Annotated in this window: 20 protein-coding genes; 8 read left to right on the forward strand and 12 right to left on the reverse strand. The window is 71.8% G+C overall.

Annotated elements, in window-relative coordinates:
• Nucleotides 1–3 precede the first annotated feature (3 nt).
• Complete coding sequence (gene deoC / locus ABZ865_RS12865) at nt 4–963, reverse strand: deoxyribose-phosphate aldolase (RefSeq protein ID WP_361229658.1); 960 nt, start codon at nt 961–963, stop codon at nt 4–6.
• A gap of 169 nt (nt 964–1,132) precedes the next feature.
• On the opposite strand from deoC, the gene ABZ865_RS12870 reads away from it, so the two are divergent.
• Nucleotides 1,133–1,834 (forward strand): PH domain-containing protein, encoded by a 702-nt coding sequence (locus tag ABZ865_RS12870; protein WP_361228251.1) that lies wholly within the window; start codon nt 1,133–1,135, stop codon nt 1,832–1,834.
• 416 nt (nt 1,835–2,250) lie between these two features.
• Here ABZ865_RS12870 and ABZ865_RS12875 read toward each other — a convergent pair whose 3' ends face one another.
• The 5 genes from ABZ865_RS12875 to ABZ865_RS12895 all read right to left on the reverse strand — a co-directional run bounded on the left by ABZ865_RS12875 (nt 2,251) and on the right by ABZ865_RS12895 (nt 6,075).
• Nucleotides 2,251–2,454, reverse strand: coding sequence for a hypothetical protein (locus tag ABZ865_RS12875; RefSeq protein WP_361228254.1), 204 nt, complete (start codon nt 2,452–2,454; stop codon nt 2,251–2,253).
• Between the two features lie 322 nt (nt 2,455–2,776).
• Complete coding sequence (locus ABZ865_RS12880) at nt 2,777–4,408, reverse strand: phospho-sugar mutase (protein WP_361228256.1); 1,632 nt, start codon at nt 4,406–4,408, stop codon at nt 2,777–2,779.
• A 72-nt stretch (nt 4,409–4,480) separates the two neighbouring features.
• Nucleotides 4,481–5,305: a purine-nucleoside phosphorylase gene (locus ABZ865_RS12885; RefSeq protein WP_361228259.1), complete on the reverse strand. Its 825-nt coding sequence runs from the start codon at nt 5,303–5,305 to the stop codon at nt 4,481–4,483.
• Nucleotides 5,302–5,610: a hypothetical protein gene (locus tag ABZ865_RS12890; protein ID WP_361228262.1), complete on the reverse strand. Its 309-nt coding sequence runs from the start codon at nt 5,608–5,610 to the stop codon at nt 5,302–5,304. The genes ABZ865_RS12885 and ABZ865_RS12890 overlap by 4 nt, the downstream gene beginning before the upstream one ends.
• 27 nt (nt 5,611–5,637) lie before the next feature.
• Nucleotides 5,638–6,075: a gamma-glutamylcyclotransferase gene (locus tag ABZ865_RS12895; protein WP_361228265.1), complete on the reverse strand. Its 438-nt coding sequence runs from the start codon at nt 6,073–6,075 to the stop codon at nt 5,638–5,640.
• 129 nt (nt 6,076–6,204) lie between these two features.
• On the opposite strand from ABZ865_RS12895, the gene ABZ865_RS12900 reads away from it, so the two are divergent.
• Both ABZ865_RS12900 and ABZ865_RS12905 read left to right on the forward strand, forming a co-directional pair.
• Nucleotides 6,205–7,653, forward strand: a complete 1,449-nt coding sequence (locus ABZ865_RS12900; protein ID WP_361228268.1) for an NAD(P)H-quinone dehydrogenase — start codon at nt 6,205–6,207, stop codon at nt 7,651–7,653.
• Between the two features lie 166 nt (nt 7,654–7,819).
• The gene (locus ABZ865_RS12905) at nt 7,820–8,761 is read left to right on the forward strand and encodes a DeoR/GlpR family DNA-binding transcription regulator (RefSeq protein WP_361228270.1); all 942 of its coding nucleotides are present in this window, start codon (nt 7,820–7,822) and stop codon (nt 8,759–8,761) included.
• 96 nt (nt 8,762–8,857) lie between these two features.
• Here ABZ865_RS12905 and ABZ865_RS12910 read toward each other — a convergent pair whose 3' ends face one another.
• Complete coding sequence (locus tag ABZ865_RS12910) at nt 8,858–10,630, reverse strand: biotin carboxylase N-terminal domain-containing protein (RefSeq protein WP_361228273.1); 1,773 nt, start codon at nt 10,628–10,630, stop codon at nt 8,858–8,860.
• Nucleotides 10,631–11,005: 375 nt separating this feature from the next.
• Between ABZ865_RS12910 and ABZ865_RS12915 the strand changes: the two genes are divergently transcribed.
• Nucleotides 11,006–11,605, forward strand: coding sequence for a hypothetical protein (locus ABZ865_RS12915; protein WP_361228276.1), 600 nt, complete (start codon nt 11,006–11,008; stop codon nt 11,603–11,605).
• Here ABZ865_RS12915 and ABZ865_RS12920 read toward each other — a convergent pair.
• The 4 genes from ABZ865_RS12920 to ABZ865_RS12935 all read right to left on the reverse strand — a co-directional run bounded on the left by ABZ865_RS12920 (nt 11,571) and on the right by ABZ865_RS12935 (nt 14,268).
• The gene (locus tag ABZ865_RS12920; RefSeq protein ID WP_361228279.1) at nt 11,571–12,194 is read right to left on the reverse strand and encodes a nucleoside triphosphate pyrophosphatase; all 624 of its coding nucleotides are present in this window, start codon (nt 12,192–12,194) and stop codon (nt 11,571–11,573) included. The genes ABZ865_RS12915 and ABZ865_RS12920 overlap by 35 nt on opposite strands.
• A 22-nt stretch (nt 12,195–12,216) precedes the next feature.
• On the reverse strand, nt 12,217–12,345 hold the full coding sequence (locus ABZ865_RS12925; RefSeq protein ID WP_361228282.1) for a hypothetical protein: 129 nt from the start codon (nt 12,343–12,345) through the stop codon (nt 12,217–12,219).
• An 83-nt stretch (nt 12,346–12,428) separates the two neighbouring features.
• Nucleotides 12,429–12,638, reverse strand: coding sequence for an acyl-CoA carboxylase epsilon subunit (locus ABZ865_RS12930; protein WP_361228285.1), 210 nt, complete (start codon nt 12,636–12,638; stop codon nt 12,429–12,431).
• Nucleotides 12,639–12,672: 34 nt separating this feature from the next.
• Nucleotides 12,673–14,268 carry an acyl-CoA carboxylase subunit beta gene (locus tag ABZ865_RS12935; RefSeq protein WP_361228288.1) on the reverse strand — a complete coding sequence of 532 codons (1,596 nt, stop codon included), beginning with the start codon at nt 14,266–14,268 and terminating at the stop codon, nt 12,673–12,675.
• Nucleotides 14,269–14,530: 262 nt separating this feature from the next.
• On the opposite strand from ABZ865_RS12935, the gene ABZ865_RS12940 reads away from it, so the two are divergent.
• Nucleotides 14,531–15,370 carry a biotin--[acetyl-CoA-carboxylase] ligase gene (locus ABZ865_RS12940; RefSeq protein WP_361229661.1) on the forward strand — a complete coding sequence of 280 codons (840 nt, stop codon included), beginning with the start codon at nt 14,531–14,533 and terminating at the stop codon, nt 15,368–15,370.
• Nucleotides 15,371–15,713: 343 nt separating this feature from the next.
• On the forward strand, nt 15,714–16,838 hold the full coding sequence (locus ABZ865_RS12945) for an adenylate/guanylate cyclase domain-containing protein (protein ID WP_100827927.1): 1,125 nt from the start codon (nt 15,714–15,716) through the stop codon (nt 16,836–16,838).
• 10 nt (nt 16,839–16,848) lie between these two features.
• Here ABZ865_RS12945 and ABZ865_RS12950 read toward each other — a convergent pair whose 3' ends face one another.
• Nucleotides 16,849–17,670, reverse strand: a complete 822-nt coding sequence (locus ABZ865_RS12950; protein WP_361228290.1) for a hypothetical protein — start codon at nt 17,668–17,670, stop codon at nt 16,849–16,851.
• Between the two features lie 291 nt (nt 17,671–17,961).
• On the opposite strand from ABZ865_RS12950, the gene ABZ865_RS12955 reads away from it, so the two are divergent.
• Both ABZ865_RS12955 and ABZ865_RS12960 read left to right on the forward strand, forming a co-directional pair.
• The gene (locus tag ABZ865_RS12955) at nt 17,962–18,756 is read left to right on the forward strand and encodes an enoyl-CoA hydratase-related protein (RefSeq protein WP_361228293.1); all 795 of its coding nucleotides are present in this window, start codon (nt 17,962–17,964) and stop codon (nt 18,754–18,756) included.
• Between the two features lie 129 nt (nt 18,757–18,885).
• Entirely contained in the window at nt 18,886–20,028 is a 1,143-nt protein-coding gene (locus tag ABZ865_RS12960) for a GGDEF domain-containing protein (RefSeq protein WP_361228296.1), read from the forward strand.
• Nucleotides 20,029–20,087: the final 59 nt, after the last annotated feature.

Genomic DNA, 20,087 nt, shown 5'->3' on the forward strand with positions numbered 1-20,087 from the left:
TGATCAGTCCACCGTCACGTAGTCGGGGCCGGAGTAGCGGCCGGTGGCCAGCTTCTGACGCTGCATCAGCAGGTCGTTCAGGAGCGAGGAGGCGCCGAAGCGGAACCAGTGGTTGTCCAGCCAGTCCTCGCCCGCGGTCTCGTTGACCAGGACCAGGAACTTGATCGCGTCCTTGCTGGTGCGGATGCCGCCGGCGGGCTTCACGCCGACCTGGATCCCGGTCTGGGCGCGGAAGTCGCGCACCGCCTCCAGCATGAGGAGGGTGTTGGCGGGGGTCGCGTTGACGGCGACCTTGCCGGTGGACGTCTTGATGAAGTCCGCGCCCGCCAGCATGCCCAGCCAGCTCGCCCGGCGGATGTTGTCGTACGTCGACAGCTCGCCGGTCTCGAAGATGACCTTCAGGCGGGCACTCGTACCGCAGGCCGCCTTCACGGCGACGATCTCGTCGTACACCTTGAGGTACTTGCCGGCGAGGAACGCGCCCCGGTCGATGACCATGTCGATCTCGTCGGCGCCGGCGGCGACGGCGTCATGCACGTCGGCCAGCTTCACCTCGAGCGCGGCACGGCCGGCCGGGAAGGCGGTGGCGACCGAGGCGACCTTGACGCCGGAACCGGCGACGGCCTCCTTGGCGACGGCCACCATGTCGGGGTAGACGCAGACGGCGGCCGTGGTCGGCGTCGTCCGGTCGGTCGGGTCGGGGTGGACGGCCTTGGCGCCGAGCGCCCGGACCTTGCCCGGGGTGTCCGCGCCTTCCAGCGTCGTCAGGTCGACCATCGAGATGGCGAGGTCGATGGCGTACGCCTTCGCGGTGGTCTTGATGGAACGGGTGCCGAGAGAGGCGGCGCGCGCCTCCAGGCCGACCGCGTCGACGCCGGGCAGCCCGTGGAGGAAGCGGCGCAGCGTGCTGTCGGACGCGGTGACGTCGGCGAGAGCATGTGCGGGGGATGCGGTGATGGGCATGGTCACCAGACGAGCATATCTACGCGCGTAGCAGCTGTACAGCCCCGGGTGTCGATCCCGGGCGGCGCGGGGAAGCGAGCCGACCTGAGGGCAGACCTGAGGGGCAAAGATCCGCTACGGCCCTCGGGCGGGCGGCCGGGCGGCACAGCCGTGGTGCACAATCGGCAGCATGACCACCCCGGACCACCAGTCTCCCGCGTCACAGCCTCCGGCCCCCACCGCCAAGGACCGGATCTACCGCTCGCCCATGGCACTCGTGGGCGGCGTGCTGCTGCTCGCGCTCGTCGCCTGGCTGGGCGTCGACGCGCTGATCCGCGGCCACGGACGCACGCCCTGGCTGGCGCTCGCCGGGATGATCCTGCTCATCCCGCTGGTGGTCGCCTTCACGGTCCGCCCGGCGGTCTTCGCCAACGACGACCGGCTGCGGATCCGCAACCCCTTCCGGGTGATCACCGTGCCCTGGGGCGAGATCGCCTCCCTGCGGTCCAGCTACTCCAACGAGGTCATCACCAAGTCCGGCACCAAGTACCAGCTGTGGGCCATCCCCGTCTCGCTCCGCGCCCGCAAGAAGGCGACGCGCCGGCAGAACCGGGCGGCGGCCGAGGCGGCCCGCGCCGCCCGCGGCGAGCGCACCCGCGGCGGGCTCCTGGGCGGCGGGGGCCTCGGCGGGTTCGGCGGCGTGGAAGCCGCCGCCGAGGGGCCCATCCGCGCGGAGACCGACAAGGTCATGGACGACCTGCGCGACGACCTTGAGCGGCGCGGCGAGGCGGAGTCGGCCCAGGGCGAGATCACGGTGCGCTGGGCCTACGAGGTCGCGGCCCCGGCGATCGCGGGAGCGATCCTGCTGGCCATCCTGCTGGCAACCGGCTGACGCCCACTGGGGTTGCCGGCCGCCGGTGCTTGATCCCGTCGGGGCTGATCAGTGACCGTGGGGCCGCTCGCTTCTGCACCAGTGTCGTGCTTCCGCGACCCGAGTAAAGGGCGCTGCGCGTCGCCTTCGGCGATGGCCCTCCGGGCCACCCTTGACTCGGCCCACTCCAGCACGGGTAAGAAGCGAGCGAGCGGCCGGGGAAGCAGTGGGCGGCTTACCGGGACCGGGCCCCTGGGTCCGCTGCGATCGTGCCGTCGGCGGAGGGGGCGCGGCGGCTGGGCGGGCGCACGCCGGCTGCTCTCGGCGGCTTGCGGTGAGTGGGTGGGCGAGGCCTGCGCGGGGGCGCCTGGCCTGCACGCCGGGTGGGTTCGGCGGCGAACGGCCGGTGGGCGGCGCCACGGCCAGCAGCCCGTCCGTCAGGAGTAGAAGCCTCGGCCGTATTCCTCGCGGGGCAGCGTGAAGTCGTCCGGGCGGTCCCGCCGGAGTTCCTCGTAGCGTTCCACGAAGATGTCCAATGCCTGATGAAGCGTGCAGTCGCGTGCTTCGCGGATCGCCTTGAGGGCGCGGACGATCCGGCGCTCCAGGATGTCGCGATCGACACTTTCGGGCAGCTGTTCCATGAGCCCAGCAGACTAGTGCCCGGAGCGTGAGCACCGCTGCGATTAATGGTCACGTGGTGGCGTACGGACATGGGGCGCAGGTGATTGGAGTATGTGGGCCACGGCTGGAGAAGACAGCCCAGGCAACCGACTGCGGGCGTGGCCCAGAGCCACCAATTGCGCCGTCAGCTGTGACCGGTGAGGTACGTGAGCCGCCAGGGGCTGCCTAATACCCGGCACCGCCTACTCGTGCGTCACTGGTCACGGGAACTCGGGAATGACGAAATGGGGTGCCCCAAACCGGGGCACCCCATCCATGTCGCAGACGTCGCAGTCGTACCGCTCAGATACCCGCCGCCGCCGACAGGTCCCGCTTGATGGCGGCGAGCAGGTCGGCCGCGCGGGTGTGGGCGGCCGGGAGGTCGGTGTGGGTGGTGACCGGGACCACGACCTCCAGGTAGCACTTGAGCTTGGGCTCCGTGCCGCTGGGGCGGACGATGACGCGGGCGCCGTCGAGGGTGTAGCGCAGGCCGTCGGTGGGCGGGAGCCGGTCCGTGCCCTGGGTGAGGTCCTCGGCGCGGGTGATGGCCAGGCCCGCCAGCTCGGTCGGCGGCTGCTCGCGCAGGCGGCGCATCGCGTCGGAGATGACCGAGAGGTCCTGGACGCGGACCGACAGCTGGTCGGTGGCGTGCAGGCCGTGCTCCACGGCGAGGTCGTCGAGGAGGTCGAGCAGGGTGCGGCCCTCCTCCTTGAGGACCGAGGCCAGCTCGGTGATCAGGAGCGCGGCGGTGATGCCGTCCTTGTCGCGCACGCCCTCGGGGTCGACGCAGTAGCCGAGGGCCTCCTCGTAGCCGTAGCGCAGGCCGTCCACGCGGGCGATCCACTTGAAGCCGGTCAGGGTCTCCTCGTAGGGCAGGCCCGCCTTCTCGGCGATGCGGCCGAGGAGGGAGGAGGAGACGATCGACTCCGCGAAGACGCCGGTCGCGCCCCGCCGGACCAGGTGGGCGGCGAGCAGGGCGCCGACCTCGTCGCCGCGCAGCATGCGCCAGTCGCCGCCGTCCTTCACGGCCACGGCGCAGCGGTCGGCGTCGGGGTCGTTGGCGATGACGAGGTCCGGGTCGGTCGCGCGGGCCTGCGCGAACGACAGGTCCATCGCGCCCGGCTCCTCCGGGTTGGGGAAGGCGACCGTCGGGAAGTCCGGGTCCGGGTCGGCCTGCTCGGCGACCAGCACGGGCTCGGGGAAACCGGCGCGGGCGAAGGCGGCGAGCAGGACGTCCTTGCCGACGCCGTGCATGGCCGTGTAGACCGTGCGGGCGGTGCGGGGGGAGCCGGCGGCCAGGACGGCGTCCGTGCGGGCCAGGTAGGCGTCGAGGACGCCCTCGTCCAGGGTTTCCCAGCCGGAGTCCGGGCGGGGGACGTCGTGCAGGGAGACGATCGCGTCGATCTCGGCGGCGATCTCCGCGTCGGCGGGCGGGACGATCTGGGAGCCGTCGCCGAGGTAGACCTTGTAGCCGTTGTCCCGGGGCGGGTTGTGGCTGGCGGTGACCTCCACGCCCGCGACCGCGCCGAGGTGCCTTATGGCGAAGGCCAGGACGGGGGTGGGCAGGGGGCGGGGGAGGACGGCCGCGCGCAGGCCGGCGCCGGTCATGACGGCGGCGGTGTCCCGGGCGAAGTCGGCGGACTTGTGGCGGGCGTCGTAGCCGATGACGACGACTCCGTCGGTTTGGCCGTTCTTCTTCAGGTAGGCGGCGAGGCCGGCGGCGGCTCGGATGACGACCGAGCGATTCATCCGCATCGGGCCGGCGCCGAGTTCGCCTCGGAGGCCTGCGGTGCCGAACTGGAGGGTGCCACTGAAACGGGCCGACAGTTCCGTCACATCACCGGCGTCGATCAGCTTGGCGAGTTCCTCACGGGTCTCCGCGTCGGGGTCCTCGGCGAGCCATGCCTGGGCCTTGGCGATCAGATCGTCGTGCACGTCGTGGTCAACCTCTCGTTGTTCATGGTGCGGTTACCTGGGCGCTCCGCCCCTGACCCCCGTTTGCGTCGCTTACAGCCTGCCCAGCACCTGCGCCAGCAGCTGGCCCATGCGGGCTGCCGAGTCGCGGCCGGCCTGGAGGACCTCTTCGTGGTTCAGGGGCTCGCCCGTCATGCCCGCGGCCAGGTTGGTGACCAGGGAGATGCCCAGCACCTCGGCGCCCGCCTCACGGGCGGCGATGGCCTCCAGGACCGTGGACATGCCGACCAGGTCCGCGCCGATGACGCGGGCCATGCGGATCTCGGCCGGGGTCTCGTAGTGCGGGCCGGGGAACTGCGCGTAGACGCCTTCCTCCAGGGAGGGGTCGATCTCCTTGCACAGGGTGCGCAGGCGCGGCGAGTAGAGGTCCGTCAGGTCGACGAAGTTGGCGCCGACGATCGGGGAGGTCGCCGTGAGGTTGATGTGGTCGCTGATCAGGACCGGCTGGCCGGGGCGCATGCCCTCGCGCAGGCCACCGCAGCCGTTGGTGAGGACGATGGTCTTGCAGCCGGCGGCGACGGCCGTGCGGACGCCGTGCGCGACGGCGGCGACCCCGCGGCCCTCGTAGTAGTGGGTGCGGCCCAGGAAGACCAGGGCGCGCTTGTCACCGAAGGAGTACGAGCGGATCTTGCCGCCGTGCCCCTCGACGGCCGGCGGCGGGAAGCCGGGCAGCTCGGTGACCTGGAACTCGGCGTCGGGTGCGCCCAGGGCGTCGACGGCCGGAGCCCAGCCGGAGCCCATCACGAGGGCGACATCGTGGGTCTCGGCGCCCGTCAGCTCGCGCAGGCGCGCGGCGGCGGCGTCGGCGGCGGCGTAGGGATCGCCCTGGATGTCGTCCGGAAGAAGAGAAGCGTTCACGGGATGAGGGTAGCCGGTGTTTGCCTACGCGCGTAGATGACAATGCCCACGGTATTGCGATCGTTGTCTTGTCGTTTTCGACGAGGGGTGCTTTTGCGGCCTGCCAGGCATCGGGCACGAGGATTGAGCCGGATCATGCGGGTCGCCTCCGTCGCGGCCACGGCGCGGGACTCGGGCGGGAAGGGATCGCGGGCCAGTGCGGCGATGCCTCGATCGAAGCCGGCGCGTCGCCGCGCGTCCAGCAGATCTCGGCCGGCGGCGGCCTGTTCCACGTAGCAGACCTGGTAATCGCTCGATGCGGTCACCTGGCTGAGACTGCCGGACGGGCGCCGTCAGCACGGTCTCTTCCGCAGCTCCATCACGTAATCGTGTGGGGCCCCCGCCGATTCCGCCGCGTCGGCGATCTCGCCGAGGTAGCGGGCCGAGGGCAGGCCACCCTCGTAGCCGTTGAGGGCGTACGTCCAGGCCGGCTCCTCGCCGTCCAGGGTGTGCACGCGCACCCGGACGCGCCGGTAGATGCCGAGGCCGACGCCCTCCCAGCGGTCCAGCGACTCCTCGTCCATGGGGGCGATGTCGTACAGACCGACGAAGACCTGTGCCCCGGGCTCCTCGACGATCATGGCGAGCGCGCCCTCCCAGCCCAGCTGCTCGCCGCCGAAGGTCAGCCGCCAGCCGTTCAGCCAGCCGGTGGCGCGCAGCGGGGAGTGCGGGGCGCGGCGGGACATCAGCCGCGTTTCGAGGTTGCCGGCGTACGCGGCATAGAGCGACATGGGGAGAGGGTACGGCAGTGGAAAACTCGCGTCTCACGCGTCCCGGGCGTCCCGTTCGGCTCTCATTCGGCTCCCGTTCCTCCCACGGGCGCCGCCCCGGGGCAGTAGCACCTTGAGGCGTGCGGGACAATGGGGTACGTGACTCGGATCGTGATCATCGGTGGCGGACCCGGCGGATACGAAGCGGCGCTGACAGCCGCGCAGCTCGGCGCGGAGGTGACCGTCGTGGACTGCGACGGCCTGGGCGGGGCGTCGGTGCTGACCGACTGCGTCCCGTCGAAGACCCTCATCGCCACGGCCGAGGTGATGACCACCTTCGACTCCTCCTACGAGGAGCTGGGCATCATCGTGGCCGACGACACCCCGCCGCTGGAGCAGGCGGCCCGGGTGGTCGGCGTGGACCTCGGCAAGGTCAACCGCCGTGTGAAGCGGCTGGCCCTCGCCCAGTCCCACGACATCACCGCCTCCGTCACGCGGGCCGGCGCCCGGGTCATGCGCGGCCGCGGCCGGCTGGAGGGCATGCAGGCCCTCGACGGCTCCCGCAAGGTCGTCGTCACCGCCGCCGACGGCACCGAGGAGACCCTCACCGCCGACGCCGTCCTCATCGCCACCGGCGGTCACCCGCGCGAGCTGCCCGACGCCCAGCCCGACGGCGAGCGCATCCTGAACTGGACCCAGGTCTACGACCTCACCGAGCTGCCGGAAGAGCTGATCGTGGTCGGCTCCGGTGTCACCGGTGCCGAGTTCGCCGGCGCCTACCAGGCGCTCGGGTCCAAGGTCACCCTGGTCTCCTCCCGCGACCGCGTGCTGCCCGGTGAGGACCCGGACGCGGCCGCCGTGCTGGAGGACGTCTTCCGCCGCCGTGGCATGAACGTCATGGCCCGCTCCCGCGCGCAGTCCGCCAAGCGCGTCGGCGACCGGGTGGAGGTGACGCTGGCCGACGGCCGCGTCATCAGCGGCACCCACTGCCTCATGGCCGTCGGTGCCATCCCGAACAGCGCGGGGCTCGGCCTGGAGGAGGCCGGCGTCAAGCTGAAGGAGTCCGGGCACATCTGGACCGACCGGGTGTCCCGCACCTCCGCCCCCGGCGTCTACGCGGCAGGTGACGTCACCGGTGTCTTCGCCCTCGCGTCCGTCGCCGCGATGCAGGGCCGTATCGCCATGTACCACTTCCTCGGCGACACGGTGAGCCCGCTCGACCTCAAGACGGTCTCCTCGAACGTCTTCACCGACCCCGAGATCGCCACCGTCGGCTACAGCCAGGCGGACGTCGACGCGGGCAAGATCGACGCCCGGGTGGTGAAGCTGCCGCTGCTGCGCAACCCGCGCGCGAAGATGCAGGGCATCCGGGACGGCTTCGTCAAGATCTTCTGCCGGCCCGGCACCGGGATCGTCGTCGGCGGTGTGGTCGTCGCGCCGCGCGCCTCGGAACTCATCCACCCCATCTCGATCGCTGTCGACAACAATCTGACGGTCGAGCAGATCGCGAACGCGTTCACGGTGTACCCCTCCCTTTCGGGGTCGATCGCCGAGGTGGCGCGACAGCTCCACGGGCGCAGGACGACCGCGGAGTTCTGACGGCGGGCCCGGACTCCCCGCTGGTCACGGGGAGTTGCCGGACATGCGTGCGGCATAGTCGGGTGGGTTAGGCCTTATACCACTTCCCGCCCTGCCATGCGAACAACTTCTGTTATTCGGCGCAAACTGCTGAAAGCAGACGGTCGTTGGGGTTACTGTCAGTTTCGTGTTCGCTGCAGAACGTCGCCAATTGATCCTCGAAATGGTGCGAGCGAACGGGGCCGTGTCGCTCCGTGAACTCGCCCGCGTCGTCCAGACCTCAGAAGTGACCGTACGACGGGACGTGCGGGCACTGGAGGCAGAAGGACTCCTCGACCGCCGGCACGGCGGTGCGGTACTGCCGGGTGGGTTCACGCGCGAGTCGGGATTTCCGCAGAAATCCCATCTCGCGACCGCCGAGAAGACGGCCATCGCCGACCTCGCCGCGGGTCTCGTCGAAGAGGGCGAGGCCATCGTCGTCGGGGCGGGTACGACCACGCAGGAGCTGGCCCGCCGGCTCGCCCGGGTCCCCGGCCTGACCGTCGTCACCAACTCCCTCCTGGTCGCCCAGGCGTTGGCCCATGCCAACCGGGTGGAGGTCGTGATGACCGGCGGCACCCTGCGCGGCTCCAACTACGCGCTCGTGGGCTCCGGTGCGGAGCAGTCCCTGCAGGGGCTGCGGGTGTCCAAGGCCTTCCTCTCCGGGAGTGGCCTGACCGCCGAGCGCGGACTCTCCACGTCCAACATGCTGTCGGCGTCCGTGGACCGGGCGCTGGTGCAGGCGGCCGCGGAGGTCGTGGTCCTCGCCGACCACACCAAGCTCGGCACGGACACGATGTTCCAGACCGTGCCGACGGACGTCATCACCCGCCTCGTCACCGACGAGCCGCCCGCGCACGACGACCGTGCCGCCACCGAGCTTCAGGCTCTCGCCGATCAGGGGGTGCAGATCGCCGTGGCGGGAGCAAACAGCCCCCCAGGGGGTGAGCAAGGGCCCCCGGCACGTCGCGCGGCCCCCCTGCCGGGACCCAGGCGCGGCCAGGTCAACGGAAACGGCCTGCGAGGCATGTTGGGCGAACCCTCGAGCGGAGCCGAGCGGGGCCGCGTCGCTGACCTTCGTCGGCGTTGAGGGCGCGTTTGCCTGATAGATCGATGTCACCCGGAAAGCCGGACGCCCGGCCGACCGGAGTGTCCGGCCCACCGGGCGTCACTGTGACTCTTGGCGTCAGTCCTTGATCTCGCAGATGGCGGCGCCCGAAGTGATGGAGGCGCCGACTTCGGCGGTGAGGCCCTTGATGGTGCCGGCCTTGTGGGCGTTGAGGGGCTGTTCCATCTTCATGGCCTCCAGGACGACGACCAGGTCGCCCTCCTTGACCTCCTGGCCCTCCTCGACCGCGATCTTGACGATCGTGCCCTGCATCGGGGAGGCGAGGGTGTCGCCGGAGGCGACGGGGCCGGACTTCTTGGCGGCGCGGCGCTTGGGCTTGGCGCCGGCGGCGAGGCCGGTGCGGGCCAGGGACATGCCCAGGGAGGACGGGAGGGAGACCTCCAGGCGCTTGCCGCCGACCTCGACGACGACCGTCTCGCGGCCGGCCTCCTCCTCGGCCTCGGCGTCGGCCGGGGCGGTGAAGGGCTTGATGTCGTTGACGAACTCGGTCTCGATCCAGCGGGTGTGGACCGTGAACGGCTCGGCGGAGCCGGTCAGCTCCGGGGCGAAGGCCGGGTCCTTGACGACCGTGCGGTGGAACGGGATGGCGGTGGCCATGCCCTCCACCTGGAACTCGTCCAGGGCGCGGGCGGCCCGCTCCAGGGCCTCCTTGCGGGTGCGGCCGGTGACGATCAGCTTGGCCAGCAGGGAGTCCCAGGCCGGGCCGATGACCGAGCCGGACTCCACGCCCGCGTCCAGGCGGACACCGGGACCGGCCGGCGCGTCGAACCTCGTCACCGTGCCGGGGGCCGGCAGGAAGTTGCGGCCCGGGTCCTCGCCGTTGATGCGGAACTCGAAGGAGTGGCCGCGCAGGACCGGGTCGCCGTAGCCCAGCTCCTCGCCGTCGGCGATGCGGAACATCTCGCGGACCAGGTCGACGCCGGCGATCTCCTCGGTGACCGGGTGCTCGACCTGGAGGCGGGTGTTGACCTCCAGGAAGGAGATCGTGCCGTCCTGGCCGACCAGGAACTCACAGGTGCCCGCGCCGACGTAGCCGGCCTCCTTCAGGATGGCCTTGGAGGCGCGGTACAGCTCGGCGACCTGCTCGTCCGAGAGGAACGGCGCGGGGGCCTCCTCCACCAGCTTCTGGTGGCGGCGCTGGAGGGAGCAGTCACGGGTGGAGACCACGACCACGTTGCCGTGCTGGTCCGCCAGGCACTGCGTCTCCACGTGGCGCGGGCGGTCGAGGTAGCGCTCGACGAAGCACTCGCCGCGGCCGAAGGCGGCGACCGCCTCACGGACCGCCGACTCGTACAGCTCCGGGACCTCTTCGAGGGTGCGGGCGACCTTCAGACCGCGGCCACCGCCACCGAAGGCGGCCTTGATCGCGATCGGCAGCCCGTGCTCCTCGGCGAAGGCGACGACCTCGTCGGCACCGGAGACCGGGTCCGGGGTACCGGCGACCAGCGGCGCGCCCGCGCGCTGGGCGATGTGACGGGCGGCCACCTTGTCACCCAGGTCGCGGATGGCCTGCGGCGGCGGGCCGATCCAGATCAGGCCGGCGTCCAGCACCGCCTGCGCGAACTCGGCGTTCTCCGAGAGGAAGCCGTAGCCGGGGTGGATCGCGTCCGCACCCGACTCCCGCGCCGCGTTCAGGACCTTCTCGATGTCCAGGTAACTGGTGGCCGGAGTGTCACCGCCCAGGGCGAACGCCTCATCCGCGGCCCGGACGTGCAGAGCGTCCCGGTCCGGGTCGGCGTAGACGGCCACGCTCGCGATCCCGGCGTCCCGGCAGGCCCGGGCAACGCGGACAGCGATTTCGCCACGGTTGGCGATGAGCACCTTGCGCACGATTGAGGCTCCCTCCTTGAAACAAGCCGAGTTTAGGGACTGCCGACACGGCACTTCGACCCGTCCCCAATGGTGAGCTTGCCCACACGGAGCGTGATGCCAGGCCCGCTCGACCCGCGAAAGCCCTTGTCGCACCGGCGTACGCAGGACTCCACCGGAAAACCCTAGCCCGGCCATGTGGTCAAGGTCTCTGTGAGAGGGTGCTGCGGGCCACTCGGTTTCTTTGTCGACTTCCTACGAATGGCCCAATGGTTCTTTGCCGGTGCCCAAACCCTTGTCCCTCGGTTTACCCGTTAGTAGCGTTCGCGGTGACTCGAACGTACTTCAGGTAACAGCAGCTCTGCTCGGGCTGAGGTCGAAAGTGGGTGGGGGCCGGTGGTGCGCAGACCGGTGGCGTGGATCGTGGCGGTCGTCCTGTTGGCCGAGGCGTTCGTGATCGCGGCGCTCAACTGGTTCCTCGGGGTGGTCGCCGACCGCCAGCGGATGTCGCTGGCCGGTCTCGACCCCGACGTCATGTCGACGTCCTCGAAGATCGGCGGCGTGATCTTCGGCCTCTACTTCGCCCTGTGCGCCCTGGTGGCCGTGCTGGTCGCGATACGCAACCGCGCCCCGGCCGGACTCGGGCGCGTCCTGCTGATCAGCGCCGCCGTGGTGCACGCCCTGCTGGGCGCCATCACCTGGGGCCTGGTGGGCTGGACGTCGTTCCTGTTCATGGTCGTGGTGTTCGCGCTCATCGTCCTGATCCTGATGACGTACGACCGTCAGGACGGCCCCGGACAGCAGGTGGCCGGCGGCGCCTCCGAGGAGGGCGGCGACCCGACGGCCGCGCCCGAGCCGGCTCCCGCCCCGGCCGGGGAGACCGTGCCGGGGGCGCGTACGGACGAACCGCAGGACGGGGCCGACGGGGACGACGAGCCGCAGGACACCGTCCCCGCCCAGCTCACTCCGCGTCAGCTGGTGCCCACAACTCGGTGATGCCGATGCCCAGTTCGGCCAGCAGGCGGCGTACGAGGGGCAGGCTGATGCCGATCACGTTGCCGTGGTCGCCGTCGATGCCCTCGATGAACGGTGCCGAGCGGCCGTCCAGGGTGAAGGCCCCGGCGACATAGAGGGGCTCGCCGGAGGCGACGTACGCGGCGATCTCCTCGTCCGTGGGCTCGCCGAAGTGCACGACCGTGGAGGCGAGCCCCGCCACGTACCGCTTGGCCGCCGTGTCCCAGACGCAGTGGCCCGTCTGGAGGGTCCCGGCCCGCCCGCGCATGGCCTTCCAGCGGGCGGTGGCCTCCTCGGCGTCGGCGGGCTTGCCGAGCGCCTGCCCGTCCAGCTCCAGCACCGAGTCGCAACCGATCACCAGGGCGCCCTGCACCTCCGGCTTCGCCGCGACCACGGAGGCCTTGGCCTCGGCCAGGGCGAGCGCCAGTTCGGCCGGGGTCGGCGCGGTGACGGCGTCCTCGTCGACCCCGCTCACGATCACTTCGGGCATGAGGCCCGCCTGCCGCAGCAGGCCGAGCCGGGCGGGGGACTTGGAGGCGAGAACGAGGCGACGGCGCGGGTGGTCTGTCATGCCGCCAGGGTATCGCCGCTGGTCATCTGAGCCCGATCACCACCATCACCAGGACCATGGCCAGTGCCAGGAAAAAACCGAGCCGCCGAAGCGTCTCCTCCATGTCGCGGAGTTCCTTCGGCGGCTCGTCTTCGGGGTCTGACCACAGCATTCCACCAGCCTGTGGCTTTCCGACGCCGGGTGCCTGAGTAGCCGTACTCAGATCGCGGCTCGGCTCGGCCAGGAGGTGCGGGCTCAGCTCGGCCAGTAGGTGCGGGTCCAGGAGGCCCGGCCCGGCGCGGGGACGCGCTGCCCCGCGATGCGGGACGGGTCGGACCACGCGTCCCTCGGGCCCTCCGCGCCGGACGGCTGGACCGCTGCCGCCGCGGCGCGGGCGCGGACCACCGCCAGGGCGGCGGCCAGCTCCTCCGGGGTGGGGTTGCCTCGTACGACCTTGATGTTCATGACCGCTCCAAGGGTCCGCTGGGCCTGGAAGAGCCTAGAGAGGGATGTTTCCGTGCTTCTTCGGGGGCAGGGATTCCCGCTTGGTCCGCAGTTGACGCAGGCCCCGGACGATGTGCGCGCGGGTGTCGGACGGCATGATCACCGCGTCGATGTAGCCGCGCTCGGCCGCGATGTACGGGTTGAGCAGGGTGTCCTCGTACTCCTGGATCAGCCGCGCCCGCACCGCCTCCAGGTCCTCGCCGTTCGCCTCCGCCTCGGCGATGGTCCGCCGGTGCAGGATGTTGACCGCGCCCTGGGCGCCCATGACGGCGATCTGGGCGGTCGGCCAGGCGAGGTTGAGGTCGGCGCCCAGGTGCTTGGAGCCCATGACGTCGTACGCGCCGCCGAACGCCTTCCGGGTGATCACGGTGATCAGCGGGACCGTCGCCTCCGCGTAGGCGTAGATCAGCTTGGCGCCGCGCCGGATGATGCCCTCGTGCTCCTGGCCGACGCCCGGCAGGAAGCCCGGCACGTCGACGAAGGTCAGCACGGGGATGTTGAAGGCGTCGCAGGTCCGCACGAAGCGGGCGGCCTTCTCGCTGGCCGCGATGTCCAGGCAGCCGGCGAACTGCATGGGCTGGTTGGCGACGATGCCGACGGGGTGACCCTCGACCCGGCCGTAACCGGTGACGATGTTCGGCGCGAACAGGGCCTGGGTCTCGAAGAACTCGCCGTCGTCCAGGACGTGTTCGATCACCGTGTGCATGTCGTACGGCTGGTTCGCGCTGTCCGGCACGAGGGTGTCCAGCTCGCGGTCCTCGTCGGTGACCGCCAGGTCGGCCTCCTCGGGGAAGACCGGGGGCTCGGAGAGGTTGTTGGACGGCAGGTACGACAGCAGCTGCTTGACGTACTCGATGGCGTCCTTCTCGTCGCCGGCCATGTGATGGGCCACGCCGGAGGCGCTGTTGTGGGTGCGGGCGCCGCCCAGCTCCTCGAAGCCGACGTCCTCGCCGGTGACGGTCTTGATGACGTCCGGGCCGGTGATGAACATGTGCGAGGTCTGGTCGACCATGACCGTGAAGTCGGTGATGGCCGGCGAGTACACCGCACCGCCCGCACACGGACCGACGATCAGGCTGATCTGCGGGATGACACCGGAGGCGTGCGTGTTGCGGCGGAAGATCTCGCCGTACGCGCCCAGGGACGCGACGCCCTCCTGGATCCGCGCGCCGCCGGAGTCGTTGATGCCGATCACCGGGCAGCCGGTCTTCAGGGCGAAGTCCATGACCTTGACGATCTTCTGGCCGTAGACCTCGCCGAGGGCGCCGCCGAAGACGGTGAAGTCCTGCGAGAACACGGCGACGGGCCGGCCGTCCACGGTTCCGTAGCCGGTGACGACACCGTCTCCGTAGGGGCGGTTCTTCTCCAGCCCGAAGTTGGTCGAGCGGTGCCGCGCGAACTCGTCGAGCTCCACGAACGACCCCTCGTCGAGTAGCAGTTCGATCCGCTCACGGGCCGTCAGCTTGCCCTTCGCGTGCTGCTTCTCGACGGCGCGTTCCGAACCGGCATGCGTCGCTTCGTGAATACGGCGCTGCAGATCCGCGAGCTTGCCCGCGGTCGTGTGGATGTCGATCTCTTCCGGCTCGGACATCGGGATGCGGCTCCCTGCCTGCTCAAAAGGGGGGACGATTACTCATCCGTAGCGTAGTGGCGTGCCTACGGATCAGCAGTGCGGTGTTTGCCACACCGCTGCCCTCTTCACATCGGAAGGAAGAGATCCACCGAACGGGCGACCAGGCGACGCGGTTGCAATCCACTCCCCCTGCGGGATGGAGGCTGTCAAACCTAGGGTGGCTTGCATGAATACGTCGCCAGGTGCACAAGGAAACCCGCCCGACGGGGGCCGCGAGCCGATGCCGGGCCGTTGGTCGGACCTCGACCGCCCTCCCCTCAACGCGGCCGCCCTGCGCAGGGGGCTGGTGCGGGAGGGCGGCCTGTGGACGGAGGTGGAGGTGGTGCAGCGCACCGGGTCCACCAACAGCGACCTGGTGGCCCGCGCCGCCGAGGGGAAGGCCGAGGAGGGCGCGGTGCTCGTCGCCGAGGAGCAGACGGCCGGGCGGGGCCGCCTGGACCGGCAGTGGACCGCCCCGCCCCGCTCCGGCCTCTTCTTCTCCGTCCTGCTGCGCCCCGCCGAGGTGCCGGTGGCCCGCTGGGGCTGGCTCCCGCTGCTCACCGGCGTGGCCGTGGCGACCGGCCTGTCCCGCGCGGCGGGCGTCGACACGTCGCTGAAGTGGCCGAACGACCTCCTGGTCACCGTCGCCGGCGAGGAACGCAAGGCCGGCGGCATCCTCGCCGAGCGCGCCGGCGACGACGCCGTCGTCCTCGGCGTCGGCATCAACGTCACCCTGCGCACCGAGGAACTCCCCGTCCCCCAGGCGGGTTCGCTGGCGCTGGCCGGAGCGGTGTCCACGGACCGGGATCCGCTGCTGCGGGCGATGCTGCGGTCCCTGGAGGACTGGTACGGGCGCTGGCGCGCGGCGGGCGGCGACCCGGCCGCCAGCGGCCTCCAGGAGACCTACGCGGCGGGCTGCGCCACGCTGGGCCGCGAGGTCCGCGCGGAGCTGCCGGGAGACCGGGCCGTGGTGGGCGAAGCGGTGGCCGTGGACGGGGACGGGCGGCTGGTCATCGCAACGAAGGACGGCCTACGGGAACCGGTCGGCGCAGGCGACATCGTCCATCTGCGGCCTGCGTGAGGGTGTACGGGGGTGGGTGGGTTTCGCTTGCCCGCAGCTGAGTAGGGGGCGATAGAAGCGCGCAGTACTGCAGTTTCCCTAGGGGCGCGGGGCTGTATCGATTTGCGGCTCCGCCGCGTGGGCGCGACAAGCCCCCACCGGGCCGCAGGTACGCACGACGGATGGGCCCCAGGCGGGGGTCTGGGGGCGGCAGCCCCCAGGAGGCCCACCGCAGTGCACGGTGCCTAACCAGCGGAGCTGAGCTGCTCCGTCGGCCCAACCCAACGGAGTGAGCTGGCGCACACCTGCCGTAGAGTTGAGGCCGGTCGATACGTGACCGCGGCAGATCGGAAGGGCAGCAGGCGTGACCGTCGACGACACGGGCTCCGGCGCGGGCGCGGACGACCGGGTGGAACCCGACGCCGCGGCCCCCGGCGAGGACCCGCTCGCCCTGCGCCTGGAACAGCTCATCCTGGGCGCCGAGCGGCGCTACACCCCGTTCCAGGCGGCCCGCAGCGCCGGCGTCTCCATGGAGCTGGCGTCACGGTTCTGGCGGGCCATGGGCTTCGCCGACATCGGCCAGGCCAAGGCCCTCACCGAGGCCGACGTACTCGCCCTGCGCCGCCTCGCCGGTCTGGTCGAGGCGGGCCTGCTCAGCGAGGCCATGGCGGTGCAGGTGGCCCGGTCGACCGGGCAGACCACCGCCCGGCTGGCGGAATGGCAGTTCGATTCCTTCCTGGAGGGCCTGACCGAGCCCCCCGAGCCGGGCATGACCCGCACCGAGGTCACGTACCCCATCGTCGAGCTGCTCCTGCCCGAGCTGGAGGAGTTCCTCGTCTACGTCTGGCGCCGCCAGCTCGCCGCCTCGGCCGGCCGTGTCGTGCAGACCGGCGACGACGAGGAGATGGTCGACCGGCGCCTGGCCGTCGGCTTCGCCGACCTCGTCGGCTTCACCCGGCTGACCCGCCGGATGGAGGAGGAGGAGCTGGGCGAGCTGGTCGAGGCGTTCGAGACGACCGCCGCCGACCTGGTCGCCGCACGCGGCGGCCGGCTCATCAAGACCCTCGGCGACGAGGTGCTCTACGTCGCCGACGACTCGGGCACGGCCGCGGACATCGCCCTGCGCCTGGTCGAGACGATGGCGAACGACGAGACGATGCCCGAGCTGCGCGTCGGCATGGCGTTCGGCACGGTGACCACCCGGATGGGCGATGTCTTCGGTACGACCGTGAACCTCGCCTCCCGGCTGACCTCCATAGCCCCGCGCGACGGCGTGCTGGTGGACAGCGCGTTCGCGGAGGAACTGATCCGCACCGGTGAGGCGCCCGCCTCGGAGGCGGAGGCGGCCGAGGCCGCGGCCGCCGCGGAGAAGGAGGGCGAGGAGCCGCCGACGTACCGCTACGCGCTCCAGCCGATGTGGCAGCGCCCGGTCCGCGGCCTCGGCGTCATCGAACCGTGGCAGCTCGCCCGCCGCGACGGCCGGCCCTGACCCGCCTGCTCTACCCCAAGGCGTCCAGCAGGTCCACACACAGGCCGATCACCGGTACGCACAACCCGCCCTGATCGGGTGCGGGCGTGCTCTGGCTCGGGGTCGGGGTGGGCGCGGGGGTCGTGGGTGCGGGCGTCGTCGCCGGCGGCTGGTGGGGCGCGGTGGTCGGCGGGGCGTTCGGGGGCTGCGGGGCGCCCGTCGGGATGGTGGTCGGGACGGATGTGTCCGCGGGGAGCGGTGTGGGGGTCGTGGAAGACGTCGGCCCGGCCGTGGCCGTGCCCGTCGGCCGGGCGCTCACCGCGCCCATGACGGACGAGGCCGAGGGCAGGGCCGTGGGAGCGGCCGCGATCGTCGCGGACGTGTTCGCCGAGCGGTCGGCGGCACCGCCGACGGGGTCGTGCCGGGGCTCGGCCTCCGCCGTGCCGGGCGTCCCGAGCCCGGACTCCGGTGCGACCCGTACGAGGCTCAGCACACCGGCCGCCAGAGCGAGACCACCGGCGGCGAGCAGCACCTTCCGGGGCCGCGGCTTACGGTGCCGCCCCCGGCGACCGAGCGGTCCGCCGGGAACTTCCGATACGGACGATTCGGCGGACTCAACGGACTCGGCGGCTTCGGCGGGCCTGGGGGACTTGGACGTGTGCACCGACGCGGCGGATCGGGCGGGCTCGGGGGCCTTGGCGACCTGCGCGGGTACCGGCTCGGCGGGCTTCGAGTCCTCCTTCGAGGCCTCGGCCGGCCCGGCGTCCGACGACACCCCGTCCGCCCCGGCTGCCTCGGTCGCCTCAGTCGGCGAGGCCGGACCGGACTGCTCCGGAGCCTCCTTCGAGTTCAAGCCCGAGTTCGAGTCCGAGGGCTGGGCCGGAACCCGCCCAGGTATCGGTGCCTTCGATGGCTCTGTCGTCTTCGTCGTCTGCGGTCTCATGACATCCCTCCCCGCCGGGCGCCCACCGCGCGCCTGGAGCGCGTCGTGGCGGTGCGCACGCTATGCGCTCCTGTGGGTGGTGTGAGGTGAGACGGGTGGGATGTCACTCGAACGGGTGTAGCCCTCCGGGCTTCACGGGATGGGGTACGGCTGCGATGATCGGGGTCGTAGTCAGTTAACCCGCGTTAACCGGAGGGTGTCATGAGTGAGGAGCGGTTCGGGGAGTTCGTGCTGGTGCGGCGGCACGGGCACGTGGCTGAGCTGGTGCTGGACCGGCCCAAGGCCATGAACGCCGTCTCGACGGAGATGGCCCGCTCCATCGCGGGGGCGTGCGCGGCGCTCGCCGCCGACCGGGATGCGCGGGTGGTGGTGCTGACGTCCTCGCACGAACGGGCGTTCTGCGTCGGGGCGGACCTGAAGGAGCGGAACTCCTTCACCGACGCCGACCTGGTGCGGCAGCGGCCGGTGGCGCGCGGGGCGTACACCGGGGTGCTGGAGCTGCCGATGCCGACGATCGCGGCGGTGCACGGGTTCGCGCTGGGCGGTGGCTTCGAGCTGGCGCTGTCCTGCGACCTGATCGTCGCGGACCGTACGGCCGTGGTGGGGCTGCCCGAGGTGTCCGTGGGTGTCATTCCGGGCGGGGGCGGCACGCAGCTGCTGCCGCGGCGGGTCGGGGCGGCCCGGGCGGCCGAGCTGATCTTCTCGGCGCGGCGGGTGGAGGCGGCGGAGGCCGCCGAGCTGGGGCTGGTGGACCAGCTGGTCGAGGAGGGGCGCGACCGCGAGGAGGCGCTGGCGCTGGGCGCGCGGATCGCCGGGAACTCGCCGGTGGGGCTGCGGTCGGCGAAGCGGGCGCTGCGGCTGGGGCAGGGGCTGGATCTGCGGGCCGGACTGGACGTCGAGGACGCGGCATGGCGAGCGACGGCGTTCTCGGGGGACCGGGCGGAGGGCGTGGCCGCCTTCAACGAGAAGCGCAAGCCGGAGTGGCCCGGGGAGTGACCCGGTACTGCGGCCGACGGGGAGGCGCATGGCGGTCGTCGGTCCGCACCGGCCGCACCGCCCAACCCCTTTCCCTCTGATCGCCTCGCCAATGTCCCGAATACTCCATTTCCTCCCTAACCTGGGGTAATGGGTGAGGACAACCGGCTCGCCGCGGTGGTGGCGCTGGCTCAGGGGATGGCTGCGGCGCGCGCTCCGCGGGAGTCGTGGCGGGCCGCCGCGCTCGGCGCGTGCCGGGCGCTGGACGGGAGCATGGCGGCGCTGTCCGTCTGGGAGCGGGAACTCGGCCGGCTGCGGGTCCTCGTGAACGTGGGGGAGCGCCGCCCCGACGAGGAGGAGTTCCCGGAGGCCGAGGCCTACCCGGTGCACCAGTTCCCGGAGATCACCGAGTTCCTGCACGAGCGCTGGGCGGGCGGGCGTGGGCCGAACGCCTGGGTGGAGACCGCCGAGGGCACCGCGGCCGGCACCCCCGGCTACTTCCACCAGCGTGTCGCCGCCCTGCGCCGCAGGGGCCGGGGCTGCTGCGTGGTCGCCCCCGTCGTACTGCACGGCAGGGCCTGGGGCGAGCTGTATGTCGCCCGCGCGGTCGACACACCCGTCTTCGACGGCGCCGACGCCGACTTCGCCACCGTCCTCGCCGCCGTCGTCGCCGCGGGCCTCGCGCAGACCGAGCGGCTGGAGGAGGCCCGCCGGCTCGCGTTCACCGACTCCCTCACCGGGCTCGCCAACCGCCGCGCCGTGGACGTACGCCTGGAGGAGGCGGTGGAGCGGCACCGTACGGAGGGCGTGGTCGTCAGTCTCGTCGTCTGTGATCTCAACGGGCTCAAGCGGGTCAACGACACCCACGGGCACGCCGTCGGCGACCGGCTCCTGGAGCGGTTCGGGTCCGTGCTGTCGCTGTGCGGGGCGATGGTGCCGGGCGCGCTGGCCGCGCGGCTCGGCGGGGACGAGTTCTGTCTGCTCGCGGTGGGGCCGCCGGCCGACGACGTCGTCAAGGCGGCGGACGAACTGTGCCGCAGGGCCGGGGAGTTGGAGCTGGGGGAGGGGGTGGCGTGCGGGGTCGCCTCGACCGAGGAGCCGATCGGGCCGGTCGACGACGCCCGGCGGCTGTTCCGGCTGGCCGACGCCGCGCAGTACCGGGCGAAGGCGCTGCGCGCCGACCGGCCCGTGGTGGCGGGGCGGGAGGGCCCGGACGACCCGGTCGTACGGCTGGCGGACGAACCGTCGCCCGCACGAGCCGAACGCCGCACCTTCCGGGGCCGTCGGCCGTGACCCGAAGCACAGCATCGGTAAGGGGCACTGCCGCTCCCCACTAGTGACATCTCTGCATT

It is taken from the genome of Streptomyces sp. NPDC047085 (genome assembly GCF_040643735.1).
Classification (GTDB): domain Bacteria; phylum Actinomycetota; class Actinomycetes; order Streptomycetales; family Streptomycetaceae; genus Streptomyces.